Origin of the sequence: Streptomyces sp. NPDC026589 (genome assembly GCF_040638385.1) — a bacterium.
GTDB lineage: Bacteria > Actinomycetota > Actinomycetes > Streptomycetales > Streptomycetaceae > Streptomyces.
Genome location: NZ_JBEZYG010000007.1, coordinates 213,442 through 225,705 on the forward strand (window position 1 = coordinate 213,442; position 12,264 = coordinate 225,705).

The following is a 12,264-nucleotide window of genomic DNA, read 5'->3' on the forward strand; positions in this document are numbered from 1 at the left end:
AACCCGTCGTGAAAGGTCAGCGGCCGCGCGCGTGTTCGGTCACGAACGTGTAGCCGTACGGCAGTTCCCAGCCGTCCGCCTTGCCGAGCCTTCGGCAGTACTCCCGGAAGGCCGCGCGCTGAACGTCGCTGGGCAGGCACCCCGGCCGCAGGCGTCGCAGATGACCTGCGACGAACTGAGCGCCGCGCAGTCCCTCAGCGCCCGGTTCGCCACCGCCCCACGGGCGTATCACCCGCGGCCTGGCGGGGCGGTAACCAATGAGGAGAATGGTCCGCTGTCCGTCCCGCGGCGGGAAGTGCGGCTTCCCCCAGGCATCCCGGCTGCCCAGAGCCGGCTCCAGAAGACGTTCCGCGAGCAGTTCCGCGACGGCCGAGTCCAGGGCGGCGGTCTGCGACCGGGCCGGTCGGCGCCCATAGACCGCGCCCGGTAGGACCGACCGGTCCATCAGGGCGTGACCGTCTAGAGTGAGCAGACCGCAACGGCGCACGGTGCGCATCACCAGTTGCCGGGGACCCAGCCCGACCGCGCTGTCGCCGTGGCGGCTGCTGCCCGGCACGTCCTCCCTGGTGAGCACGCGAGGGTCGTAACAGTGCCCCGTCTCACGGTCACCGGACTGCGCCCGGTCCTTCAACCGCCTCGTGGCCAGCCGAATCACCGTGTCGCCATGGAGCCGGCGCAGCTCCAGCATCAGGCCGGGGAAGAAGTCACCGGGCCAGACGATTCCCGTCAACCGACCCGATTCGTCTCCGAGTTCAGCCGCGACGTACTGCACCGCCTCCATCTCGTCCAACGTCTCACCAGCATGGTCGAGTTCGAGGCGAAGCGTGGGGTGCGCGCCGCGGGGCCGGCGAAGGTCCTGCGCGACGAACGGGTGCAGGGGAATCCAGCCGCCGATGAGATGGGCCAGCCGCAGGGGCGCCCTCCAGACGAACTCCTGCGCGTCGCTTCGCAGGAGTTCGCCGGTGCCGAGGGCGTCGTCGTCGGCGAGGGGCGCATCTACCGGTTCAAGCTCTACTTCCGTTTCCGGCTCCGGCGGTGCGGGCAGTGTGGAGTTCCAGCCGCGCCCGGCCGGGACCAGGGGGTCTCCGGGTGCCTCTGCGTCACCAGGATGGTGGGACCGCCACACCCCTCCCCCCTCGAAGGCGTCGTCGAGGGTGACCCGGGAGCCGTTGCCGAACAGGCCCTGCTCGCTGTCCCCTTGGACCACGTCGGCAAGCGCCACGTTCGCCCGGCACACCGCAGCGGCGTACCCCACGCCCCTGAGCCGTTCCTCCGCCCCGGGAAATCCGCGGAGCCGTGGTCCGGCCGCTGTGTACACAGCGGCCGGAGCGACGAGGCCGTGTCGCCGCCTCGCCGGGGTGGCCGCGCGCTCAACCGCGGCCACGAGAGATCTGAGGTCGTCGCCGCCCAGCGGTCCGGTGTCCCGCCAGCAGGCCGCGAGGGAGGTACGGGTCAGGGCATAGTGGCCCCAGGTGCGCAACACCGCACTGGAGTTGAGGACACCCCGCACCGTGTCGAGGAGACCGAGCAGTCCCGCCCGCAGATCGTCGTCGTGCGTGCCGCCCACCAGGGAGGCAAGGGAAACAGGGACCAAGGGGCTGAGAAGCTGTTCCCGAGCCGTCGTCAGGAGATGGTCAGCGTAGGCCGTCAGATCGTCGCGCCGGGCTGCTTGCAAGGACGGGTAGCAGACGTCGACGACGACATGCCCGTCCTCATTGATCCATCGCCCGCGGGTGCGTAAGCGATGAAGCTGGGCCGGTGACAGACTCAGTGCCGGACCAAAGGCGTGGAGGTCCGGCACCAGCAGCTCCCTGCGCCGTGGTTCGGCGTCTGTACCCGGCCTACCCGGGCCCTCGGCGCCCGCAGGCGCCCCCGACACCCAAGCCGGTACGTCACCGAGCGCGTCCACCTCCGGGTGCGCGCCCTCTCTGTAGACGATTTCCGCGTAAAGCGGGTCCGACCCGGTGGCGACACACACCATAGCCCCGACCGGAAGCGCGGGAGCGCACTCACCGAAGGTGATGACGGGAAAATCATCGAGGCACAGCGGGCTTCCGCCGTAGCCGTCACCGCCGAGCTCGTACCCGAAGTACACGGCATTGAAGGCGACCGTGGTGTGCACCGGCGCCGGACGGGCCGCGACAACGGCTTCGAGATAGCTCCGCAGTCGACTGCATTCCTGGCCGGGGACGGCGTCGTAGCCCCCCGTCATGGCAGACGTCAGGAGAGCCTGGTCACCGTACGGATCCGGCACCCCCGTGCGCTCGCGTTCTCCGACCCCTCTTGCTGACACATACGGGTCCCCACCCATGACACCTCCGCCGCATTACAGGTCGCCCAGCCCACCTGCGGTGATTCCCGCAGAGTATGCCCACCCTGAGTTTCCTGTGGCACTTTCATCACTTTGCGACTGGCCCACGACGATCGACTCCGCCTACCGCGTTCACAGATTCCGTATGGCGCGTTAACGCCACGAACACGGCCCGGCCGGAGAGGTACACGAGCGCCGCCACCTGTCGCAGCAGCCAGGCTCTTCCCATCAGGGGTGAGCCAGCCAGCCACGCAATAGGCCAATCTCGTAGCGGCCTGACGAGAAAGATCCACCACCCCGTGGACGGCAACGGCCACCCGCTGACAGTTGTAGTCACCCATGGCCAGGTCCACGATGCGCAACAGGCACAGCCCGGTGCATGGGCTGCTCGTACCGCCGCACTCCACCACCCCCGTCGACACCGGACCGCCGGTCACCTTCCTGATGTGGCCGCCCATTGCCGCGATCCGCGCAACTCGACGCAGGGACCGCATACGACCTCATACATGAGCTGACGCCCTATCAAAGCGAACGTCCCATGACAGGGCCGCCTTGCGCGGACCTGTGAAGACCTGGGGCAACACTCGCCCACCTTCCCTTCCCGGATGGGAACCGCAGGTGTCAAGCACGCCCGGCGAGGCCCGATCGATCCACGAAAAACGCAGGTCAGGTCCCCATTGCAGTAAACTTCGGAATCGCAACGTGCTCCACATGAGGCGCCCTTGCCTCGTCGAACGTCAGGAAACGGGAAACCAGGTCGCGAGGCGCTTGGCGATCGCCGGTACATCGACGTTGTCCTGCGCGACTTCCTCGACGAACGGGCCGGCCACGGAAACGGGCGGCGGGACGGTACTCACGCTGACGCCGTTGAACCGCAGGAAGACACGCATGGCGAGCCAGGCGGTGCGCTTGTTGCCGTCGATCAGCGCGTGGTTGCGGGCGACGGAGTGCAGCAGTGCCGCAGCCTTCTCGTGCAGCGTGGGATACAGCTCGACCCCGAACACGTTCGCCCGGGGCCGCTCGATCGCCGACACCAGGAGACCCATGTCACGCACGCTGTGCTCGGTGCCGTTGACCGTGCGGGCGATGGCCAGAATCTCGTCGATCTGGATGTAGCGCAGGTCCGTCACTTCAGGTAGTCCAGGATCTCCGCATCGCTGTCCATCAGCTCGGCGAGGACGTCATCGACCTTCAGCTCGGCCCGGTCCTGGGCGTTACGGATGGCCTCGATGGCAAGTTCCTGCTTACTGCGGCCCTCCCGACGAGCCCGCTCGGTGAGCTTCGCGTCAAGGTCCTCGGGGAGTCGAAGTGTCATCGCCATACAGAGATGATACCAGGCCGGTATCAAGTGGCACGGTCGGGCCACGCTCGGCTCCGCGGAGCGTGGCCCGAGCAGCCGTGCGCATCTCTACCGTGGAGGCCCAAAGACTTCCATCGCGAGCGTCATCCGAGCGTCAAGAATCCCGCGAGAGCCACTTGAAGGCATCGCCGTTGCCAGCGCCTCGCTCACGAATTCGCAGGTCAGAGAGGTCTCGGAGATCGATCTGTCCGCTCGAACCGCCACACGGAGGGAAACAGGTCGAGCAACCCACCCGGACATCAAAAGCGCAGTTCAGGAGCCCTTGCCCGCAGGTTCGAGGATCGCAACACACTCCACATGCGAAGTCATCGGGAAGACGTGCAGTTTGGCCCGCTCCAGACAACATGCAGGTCAGAGGCGGTTTTCGAGCCCACGCCAGGCCCCTCCAAAAGCTTCGTGCGTCATACGTGCGTCACCGCTACATATCTGCGTCAGTGAGACCGAGCCCACGACGAGTACCCAACCAGAGGGTACTCGGCAGCAACCCGACTCGTCGACGGCTGAGCGAATCGCAGACCCTCGCCCCAAAGTCCATAGGAATCGAGGGGCAAACGCCAGAAGCCCCCTGCCCGGCAGACACCAGATCAGGGGGCGTACGGAAGGATGAGGGGGCACGGACGCGGAGGGTGGCCGCAGGCGACCCGGTTGCCGCACAGGAGGATTCATCGCGATGCTGACTCACCCGAGTGGACGTCGATCCCCTCCGCTCGCGCAATGACTCGGCCCCTCCGACCGGGATGCCCGGCGGTCACTTCGCTATCGCAACAGCCGACGTCACCCCCGGTAGGTGATTCGCTTGGCAGTCGGCACGACTAGCTGGGATTCCAGTCGCGTCCACGCGCCCAGGACAGCCTGGTGGGAGTCCGGAGCCAGATGGGCATACCGCTGAGTCGTGTGATAGCTCTCATGACCGAGGAGGTGCTGGACCTCGTACAGAGAAACGCCCTGCTGCACCAGCCACGAGGCGCACGTATGCCGCATCGCGTGGGGCGGGTAGTGCGGGACCGGCTGCGGCTGCCCGTCCTGGTCTACGTACTGCGCACCATCGATGGCCGGCCACCACGTCTGCCGGCGCCAGTTTCCGTCGCTCAGCAGCCGTCCGGCACGCCCCTTCGTGACGGTGGTAAACACCACCCCGTCACGATCACGTCCGCGCATATGCTTGGAAACGGCTTCAAGCACATGATCCGGCAATGGCACTTCACGTCGACTCTTCGAGCTCTTCGGGTATTCCTTTATCTTCGATCCCGAATTCACCTCGACGACGAATAGTCGCGATCGAAGATAATCAATTCGGTGTCCATGCAGGCCAGATAGCTCACCCCAGCGCAGGCCAGTATAGAATCCCAGCAGCGCCATCGTCTGCCAGGGCGGCGGCAACCTATCGAGGACCACCTGAGCCTGGGGTTGCGTAAACCACTCAGGCGGCTTGACGGCCTCCTGGGGGAGTTCGATACGCCGACATGGGGTGACCGCGATCAGCTCCTCGTCAACCGCATCACGCATCATCGTGGACAGCAAGTTGTAGGCGCGCCGGATAGCGGAAGCACCCTTGCCATCAACGACTAGCTTGCGAACCCAAGTCTGCACGTCCATACGTGCCATCTCACGCAATTCCCATTCGGCCCAGTGGGGCATAACGTGAGTGCGGATCGTGGAAGCATCACCCCTCAAGGTTTTCGGTTCGACGACACGCGCCGCCCACCACCGCGCGTGCCACTCATGGAATCTAATCTTCCCGGCACGCGGATCGCGGACCGCGCTCCGAGCAAGCTGCTCTTCGAGCTGCGCCCCCCACGCGCGCGCCTGCGTTTTGAGGGGAAACGTTTCCGTGATTCGCTCACCGGCCCGGTTTCGAACCGTGGCCTGCCATTTACCGGACGGCAGCTTGCGCAGGTAGGGCATTAAACCTTTCCATCGATTGCAGGATTTGCAGATATTCGGCGACTCGCCACACAAACTCTAGAGAGCAGAGCGGGCAGTTTTCGATATAGCCGCGCGTCGCTTTATCAGGGCCTCTACGTCGCGTCCAAGAATCCGGACACGGGACCGTTCGACGCCGGTGCGCATATCGACAACTGATAGCTCGCCAGCCTCGATGTATCGGTAAACGGATCGTCGACTGACATCGAGTATGTCGGCGACACTCCGAACGGAATGCAGCTTGTCGCACACGTCTGGCAACCTCCGGGCTATTGCCGCCGGCAAGGCGGGCAGGGCAGGGTCATGTCCGCGCCGGATCCACCGCCAAGCAGCCGGTGAGGACTCCGACAACTGTCCGGAGATTCCCCGGTTTCGGTAACCGGGGATCGTGGCCTACACTCCGTCCGCCCAAGGGGAGTCGGGGCCAGGAAGTGAGAACCGAGAGCGGGTGGCCGCGCCTGCTGTGACGCAGAGCTGACTACGGCTTCGTGCCACTACACGCTCGGGTGCACCAACTACTCAGGGAGGCTACGAGTTACCGAGAGTCGGGGCTGTTACAGCGGTAGCCGCGATCGGACCAGCCGCGCGAACACACAGACACAGGGCAGTTGACGGGAGTAGCAGCCCGCTGTCCTCCGAACCTGCGCACGGCATGCAGCCGCGGAGCGCCACAGCTACCACGCAAACCTTCCTGCACGGCCGTGATCTGCTCGGCTAGCTCGCTGTGACGGTCGGCCCGGGGTCCAGGAGTGCCGGTGCGGCTGGCGTAGAAGAACGCCAATGGCGCAGACGCAGAGGCACAATGCCGTGGAGGGTGCGGCATAGTCGGCACTCGTCTGCGCGATCTATGCATTCATGGCGCCGAGCGCCAGGAGGATCGGAGCAGTGACGCGTTCCGGTCGCGGTGCGGCTGGTGGCAGTTGGGCCTCCTAGCTAGGGACCAGGCATGAGGCGGGAGACGGAAGCCAGCGCGGCCCGCTGGCACCCGCAATGCTGGGGAGTGACTCTGACCTGGTGTTTTCCGGGGAGGTTATACGTTGACATGGTCTCCGGAGTCGTTCCAGTCCCTTCGGGCTCTTTCTCGTCTGCCGTGGGCGAATCTGTCCTCGGGCCTGCGAAGCGGGACCTGGCGATCTCGGCGGAAGGAGGGTGTCGGCCCCTTCGGCGTGAAGCAGCTGCACCACCTCGCCGATCAGGGCATGGTCGTCGCGGGCAAGGGGATTGGCGTCGCTCACGCCTGCCCGGTCCCAGCGGCCGGAGAATGAAGGCCGTCCAGCTACGATCTGCGCCGGCGCCCGCTGGCACCCGTCAGCCCACCGCGGTCCAATGCCAGGGCCGGCGGCCTTCCCGCCCTCTTACGCAGTCGATTCGATATTGCGCCTGCTCTCGCGCCCCGGCATTCTGGTCCGCTGTTTGCATCCCAAACGTCACCAGCCGCAGTTCGCGGATGCCCCGCAGGGTCGGATACCCCGCCCAGTCGCGTACGTCAAAGCCGTACTGATCGCTGTAATCGGCGTACTGGCTGGCGGACAGGGTGCCGAATGTATCGAGGGCCACCGCCGTTGAGGTCAGGTCCCATTCGGGAGGCCCCATCGACGTGCGTTCGAAGTCCAGGAGGAGGGCACCCTGGTCGGTTACTGCGCAGTTACCGCCCCATGCATCTCCATGAACCACGCAGTGCGGCAGTCCAGGCGGGAGCTGGGACCACTGCTCCTTCAGTTCGTCGAGGCGGCCCAGGAGCCAGGACTTATCATCCTCGGTCGCGCAGCACGCAGCGCGGAGTCGCTCGGCGATACGCACGAACGGCTGTAGCTGCCCGATGGGAAACGTCGGCCCGGGCAGGTTGTGCATCCGCCGTAGGAGCGGGGCCAGTTCAGCTTCACTGCCCTGCCGATGTGGAGGAAGAAGTTCCCAAAACGTCGCCGCGCGACCACGTGCCTGGACGGGCTGATCTCTCGATATCGGCCGCACGGCCGGAACGCTGTTCTCGGCGAGCCATCGCGCCACGGCTACCTCGCGGGCGGCGACATCGTCCTGGCCCGATCGAGAGATGCGCACGACCACGTCGCTGGCGAGCTTCCACAGGTCGTTCTCGGCGAGGCGGATGGGTTCAGCGCCGTCAGCGGACAGGCCGGCAGCCGCAGCCACCTCTTCGAGGACGGCGAAGGACTCCTCGGTGGGCGTCGTGATCACGCGTTGACCGTAGTGGTGATCCTGCTCCGGAGTTCAGCCACGTCGGGCCTGCGGGCATACCGGGCGGAGGCGCTCGCGAGATCGTCCATGTCAGTGACTGCGCGTTTGGACCGGAGCTTCCCGACCTCGTCCAGGGCTCGGTTCGCAATGGCCACGGCCTGCTGGGGGTCGCCCGCGACCATCGTCAGCGTGGCCAGCTTGGTACCGGACAAGGCGCGCGAGCGTACATAGGCGTTCGTATGGCCTTCGATCGCCGTCTCGAGTCGAGAGATCGCCAACTCGGGCGACCGTCCAGACATAAGCGCGATGTCGAAGGCAGCGTGACCTGTGTCCCCGTGGTGCTGCGCGTCGTCGTAGTAGGACATCCAAGGTACGTCTTCGCCATCGCGGGCTCGCCCGAAGATCTTGTCGGACTGGTTGATCGCGGCCAACGCCTCATCCGGATTCCGCATCTTCGCCCACGCTCGCGCCCTGGCGTTATGGAGCATGGACTGCTCACGCGGCGTGAGGCGATCTGAGCGCAGAAGGCCGCTCTCCGCGTAGGTGAGGCCCTCGTCCGGGCGCCCGCGCCAAATTTCGTGACGTGCACGCCAGTTGAGTGCCGATGCGCGCAAGTGCCAGTTGTTTCCCTGCTCAGCGCACCAGGTGCCGAACCGCAGCAGCTCGGTCGCGTCGTCGTGGGCGTAGGCGTCGAAGGCACTCGCGCCCATCACGACGGAAAGACGCCCGACAGCGGTATAGAGGCCGTCCTTCAGTTCAGTCGGGTACTTCGTGGCGAGCAGCCCTTTGGCCCAGATGAACAGGCCCATGGAGGAGCTGCCGACGATGCCTCCACCTCCGTAGAGGTTGTCCCAGCCAGCGAGGGTGTCCGCCGCTGTCAGGACCTGGCGGATGTCCTCGGGTCGGACGGACTTGGGGAGTGCGTTTGGTCCGGACGACGGGAGCAGGTCGACGAATGCGGTCGGGGCGAGGGCGGCTACTCCACCCAGGGAGAAGAAGGCGCGGCGCTCCATAGCTGACTGGCTCCGTTCCGAAAGCACAGGCGGGTTCAGTCCCAGCATGCCCTCTATCCGGGCTCCATTGGCACCCTGATCGACTTCGCTAGCGACTTTGTCCGCATGCGTAGCCTCCTTGGCTGCCTCCTCCTCGACGAGACGCCACAGCCTCGTGAGCGCGCCTCCGGCCTCAACGGCATCATCCAGGAGGCTGGCCAGCGCGCCGTCGCACTCCCGCTCGCACTTCTCGATGCGCTCGATCATTGTGGCGCTGAGGTGCACCTTTGCGCCGACCTCGCGCGTCGACATCCTGCGCATGTTGCGCCAGTTGCGCAGCTCCTTGCCCCACCATGCGCGTACCGACGCCGTCTCATCCAGGGGCTTGGGCTTCTGTGCCATGACTTCTCCTCCGGCGCCCTGATGCGGACAGCACTGCTGCCCTTCGATTGTCCGCATCCCGGTTCTCGTTCACTGGATTTTTCCGAGACTGGTCGACCTCAACCACCGACGTCCACACGGGTGCTGGTGGGCCGTCGGCAGTGCGTCTGTGGCGCAAACGCGACGGCCCGGCACCCATAGCGAGGGCCGGGCCGCACAGCGCGAGCGCACCGTCACCTGAGTAGGGGCGACGTCGTGGAGCCGATGCAGGTAGTGAATGTGGCCCACGCCCCCGGCGAGAATCCGGTGTGCGGGCCGTCGGGGCGCTTGGAGTCCCGGACCATCGTCAGCTGCGGTGTGTTGGCTACTTCCACGCACTCATTGTCGGGTGAGGCGCTGTAACTGCTCTTGAACCATGTGATTTCCTGGGGCTGTTCGGCCACGGATTCTGTCCTCGCTACTTCTGATCTTGCAGGTGCCTCTTGCGGGCCTCGGCGATCAACTCGGCCGAAGATTCGGGGTCTAGCGCCTCTTCGCTAAGAAAGGCGCGAGCACGCTCGTAGGCTGCTCGCGAACCTTCTTCTTCCAGGAAGAGGGAACCTACGGCGTTTTCGATGAAGATGACGTCGAGGGACGGGTCTGGTCCGCCGTAGACGATGAAGCTGGTGAGCGTTGCGCTGTACGCGCCAGAGTTGAACGGGAGGACTTGGATCGTGATGGTCGGCTCTGCTCGCCGGCCCAGCAGCAGGTCAAGCTGCTCAACCATGACTTCGGGGCCTCCGACGTTGCGCCGGAGCACGCTCTCGTCGAGCACGCAGTGGTAGGTCGGTGGCGTCGCGCGCGCAAGCATATGTTGGCGTTGCATTCGCATGTCCAGATACTCCGTCACCTCTTCCGCCGTAAGGGTGTTGCCTGGCGTTGCCTTGATGGCGGCGGCGTAGCGCCTCGTCTGAAGAAGGCCCGGCACCACGCCGTTAGAAAGGTGCCAGATCGACTGGGCCTCATTCTCAAGCGGCAGCAGCACCCTCATGGGGTCCGAGAGCTTTCCCGCGTAGGGTACCCACCACCCGTCCGTGACTTTACTGTTCTGCGCCAGGTCGATCAGCTCTGCCGTTTCCTCTGCTGAGGCTCCGTATACCTCGCAGAGTTGCTTAACCTGATTCCACCGCACATTTCCCTTGGCCTGCTCGTATCGGCTGACCGTCGCCTTTGACACGCCTGCTCGCCGACCAGCCTCCTCGGCCGAGAGACCGGAACCCTTCCTCAGCGCAAGCAGGCGAAAGCCGAGCTGGCGGCGTCGGGCTGTCGGACCCGACTCGATCTCGCCGTTCAGCGCGGCACTCTTCGACGCGTTCGTCATGCTGGCGGCTCCCTTTGAACGAGTGCGACCAGTGTCCTGTCTGGCGCGTAGCGACCACAAGGGACGTTACACGGCGGAACAGAGGCCGGGTTACGCACAAGATGGAGCCCGGAAGGCTCATGCGGACACTTCCGCCGTGAGCGTTACATGGAGAGCGTTCCCGAGCCCATACTCCAACTCGATCGACCCGTAGCGCAGTTGAGCAAGCGCGCCTCACGGTCCGCTTCAGACCCTTGGACGCGCGACCACCGTAGCGACGCCGCTTCACTCGCACCCCTGACGCCAAGCGCCCCCATGCACGTCACTTGGGAGACTGCCGATGAGCCCAGCCACAACTGCGCTTCTCAGCGCCGCTGCCGACCTGCGCCTGAACCCGAGCCTTGGCTTCGCAGCAACCTTTCCGCCTTGCCCCTCGCGGGTGGGTGAGATGCGCCGCCGCACGGCCAGCCGACTCCAGGCGTGGAAGATTTCTCAGCGGGGCGCCGAGGACATCACCCTCGCGGTGTCGGAACTGGTCACGAACTCGGTAGTCCACGGCGAAGGACCGGTCTGCTTCGTCCTTCGGCAGGTCGCCAACGAGATCCGGGTGGAGGTCACCGACAGCAACCCGCAGCCGGCCATGGTAAAGAACGCGGGCCCGGACGACACCTCGGGCCGTGGGATGTTCCTGGCCGCGGTCTTCGCGCGGCGCATCGAGGTCAGCGATGACGGCTACACCACCACCGTGGCCTTTCCCCTCTCGGGACATCAGTGGTGAGGCCGCTGGTAGCCGAAGGTTCGACACCGCTACGAGGACCGTGGAACAGCATCGATCAGGTCTCCGAATTACGCGAGCACGGCACAGCGGAATCCGGTGTCGTTGTCCTTCATCGACGCGGCAGCTGCGTTCTGCAGAGACGGAGCTGCGCGTTCGATCGGGGACGTGAAGGCGGAGCCTTTCAGGTGGTACCGACCGTTGTCGTGAACTTCTTCTGTAGAGCACCACTCCCAGACGTTGCCGCACAGGTCGAAGATGCCGAACGGGCTGACGCCGGACTGGTAGCGGGAAACAGGGGTGGTCGCATCGATGCCGGCCTCGGACGTGTTCGCCTTCGCGGCGGTCGGTTCGTTGCCCCAAGGGTAGATGCGCCCCCGTGGCCCGCGAGCCGCCTTCTCCCACTGCCGAGCAGTGGGCAGGGACTTGCCTGCCCAGCGAGCGTACGCGGTTGCGTCGTGCCAGGTGACCCACACCACCGGGTGGGTGGCCAGAGTGACGGGGCAGCGACCGTCTGGCCAGTGCGGTGGGGGCCGGTGATTCGTGGCCGTCACGAACCTCCCGTAGTCCTCGTTGGTCGTCGGGTATACGTCGATGAGGAACGGCTCCAGCCACACCGAGCGGTTGTCGGGGCCGGAGAGGTAGATGCCCTCTTCGACGAGGGCCATGACCTTCCCATCGACCGGGTGCCGACGAGTACTCGGGTCCCGGCGCAGCAGCTCCTCGGCTCGTTCGTCGTGCTCGGCAGCGGCACGTTCAGTCAGCAGCGCAGCGAACCGCTGTTGTACGTCGGGTGGTGCCTGGGCGAGGAGCGTGTCCAGGGCGGCCTGGTTGTCGAGGCCAAGCTCGATGGTCTCTCCGCGCCGTTTCCACCGTGGGACCTGGCGAGAGTTCACGCCAACCAGATCGGCGAAGTCCTTCTGCTTCTTACGCATGGCCATACGCAGCAACTCGGCCTCTCGGCCGGTCCACCTGCTCACCCCCGCCATG

General features: G+C 65.7%; 11 protein-coding genes and 1 pseudogene. 2 read left to right on the forward strand and 10 right to left on the reverse strand.

The genetic code is table 11. The features are described 5' to 3' along the window. Positions 1 to 16 precede the first annotated feature (16 nt). Entirely contained in the window at positions 17 to 2,212 is a 2,196-nt protein-coding gene (locus AB0F29_RS14540) for a hypothetical protein (protein WP_361871549.1), read from the reverse strand. Between the two features lie 335 nt (positions 2,213 to 2,547). Between AB0F29_RS14540 and AB0F29_RS14545 the strand changes: the two are divergent. Then, positions 2,548 to 2,664 (forward strand): annotated as a pseudogene (locus AB0F29_RS14545) (IS5/IS1182 family transposase); the annotation flags it as partial. Between the two features lie 384 nt (positions 2,665 to 3,048). On the opposite strand, the gene AB0F29_RS14550 reads toward AB0F29_RS14545, so the two are convergent. The 8 genes from AB0F29_RS14550 to AB0F29_RS14585 form a co-directional block, all read right to left on the reverse strand. Further along, the gene (locus AB0F29_RS14550) at positions 3,049 to 3,441 is read right to left on the reverse strand and encodes a type II toxin-antitoxin system death-on-curing family toxin (RefSeq protein WP_361871551.1); all 393 of its coding nucleotides are present in this window, start codon (positions 3,439 to 3,441) and stop codon (positions 3,049 to 3,051) included. Beyond that, complete coding sequence (locus AB0F29_RS14555) at positions 3,438 to 3,632, reverse strand: ribbon-helix-helix protein, CopG family (RefSeq protein ID WP_030577341.1); 195 nt, start codon at positions 3,630 to 3,632, stop codon at positions 3,438 to 3,440. The genes AB0F29_RS14550 and AB0F29_RS14555 overlap by 4 nt, the downstream gene beginning before the upstream one ends. 813 nt (positions 3,633 to 4,445) lie before the next feature. Further along, positions 4,446 to 5,576 (reverse strand): site-specific integrase, encoded by a 1,131-nt coding sequence (locus AB0F29_RS14560; protein ID WP_361871554.1) that lies wholly within the window; start codon positions 5,574 to 5,576, stop codon positions 4,446 to 4,448. 57 nt (positions 5,577 to 5,633) lie between these two features. Further along, positions 5,634 to 5,846: a helix-turn-helix domain-containing protein gene (locus AB0F29_RS14565; protein WP_361871557.1), complete on the reverse strand. Its 213-nt coding sequence runs from the start codon at positions 5,844 to 5,846 to the stop codon at positions 5,634 to 5,636. Positions 5,847 to 6,902: 1,056 nt separating this feature from the next. Next, the gene (locus AB0F29_RS14570) at positions 6,903 to 7,787 is read right to left on the reverse strand and encodes an aminoglycoside phosphotransferase family protein (RefSeq protein WP_361871559.1); all 885 of its coding nucleotides are present in this window, start codon (positions 7,785 to 7,787) and stop codon (positions 6,903 to 6,905) included. Continuing rightward, entirely contained in the window at positions 7,784 to 9,181 is a 1,398-nt protein-coding gene (locus AB0F29_RS14575; RefSeq protein WP_361871561.1) for an XRE family transcriptional regulator, read from the reverse strand. Before AB0F29_RS14575 ends, AB0F29_RS14570 begins: the two co-directional genes overlap by 4 nt. Positions 9,182 to 9,393: 212 nt before the next feature. Next, a complete protein-coding gene (locus AB0F29_RS14580; RefSeq protein ID WP_361871563.1) occupies positions 9,394 to 9,603 on the reverse strand; it encodes a DUF397 domain-containing protein in 210 nt (69 codons plus the stop codon). Between the two features lie 14 nt (positions 9,604 to 9,617). Continuing rightward, on the reverse strand, positions 9,618 to 10,520 hold the full coding sequence (locus AB0F29_RS14585) for a helix-turn-helix transcriptional regulator (RefSeq protein WP_361871566.1): 903 nt from the start codon (positions 10,518 to 10,520) through the stop codon (positions 9,618 to 9,620). Between the two features lie 319 nt (positions 10,521 to 10,839). Between AB0F29_RS14585 and AB0F29_RS14590 the strand changes: the two genes are divergently transcribed. Next, on the forward strand, positions 10,840 to 11,277 hold the full coding sequence (locus tag AB0F29_RS14590) for an ATP-binding protein (RefSeq protein WP_361871568.1): 438 nt from the start codon (positions 10,840 to 10,842) through the stop codon (positions 11,275 to 11,277). Positions 11,278 to 11,345: 68 nt separating this feature from the next. Here the strand turns inward: AB0F29_RS14590 and AB0F29_RS14595 are convergent, their stop codons facing one another. Next, a complete protein-coding gene (locus AB0F29_RS14595) occupies positions 11,346 to 12,263 on the reverse strand; it encodes an SUMF1/EgtB/PvdO family nonheme iron enzyme (protein WP_361871571.1) in 918 nt (305 codons plus the stop codon). Position 12,264 lies beyond the last annotated feature (1 nt).

Coding starts and splice junctions, on each gene's coding strand:
- AB0F29_RS14560 (WP_361871554.1), bottom strand. CDS start 5,576: ATGCCCTACCTGCGCAAGCTGCCGTCCGGTAAATGGCAGGCCACGGTT.
- AB0F29_RS14555 (WP_030577341.1), bottom strand. CDS start 3,632: ATGGCGATGACACTTCGACTCCCCGAGGACCTTGACGCGAAGCTCACC.
- AB0F29_RS14590 (WP_361871568.1), top strand. CDS start 10,840: ATGAGCCCAGCCACAACTGCGCTTCTCAGCGCCGCTGCCGACCTGCGC.
- AB0F29_RS14585 (WP_361871566.1), bottom strand. CDS start 10,520: ATGACGAACGCGTCGAAGAGTGCCGCGCTGAACGGCGAGATCGAGTCG.
- AB0F29_RS14575 (WP_361871561.1), bottom strand. CDS start 9,181: ATGGCACAGAAGCCCAAGCCCCTGGATGAGACGGCGTCGGTACGCGCA.
- AB0F29_RS14595 (WP_361871571.1), bottom strand. CDS start 12,263: ATGGCGGGGGTGAGCAGGTGGACCGGCCGAGAGGCCGAGTTGCTGCGT.
- AB0F29_RS14540 (WP_361871549.1), bottom strand. CDS start 2,212: ATGACGGGGGGCTACGACGCCGTCCCCGGCCAGGAATGCAGTCGACTG.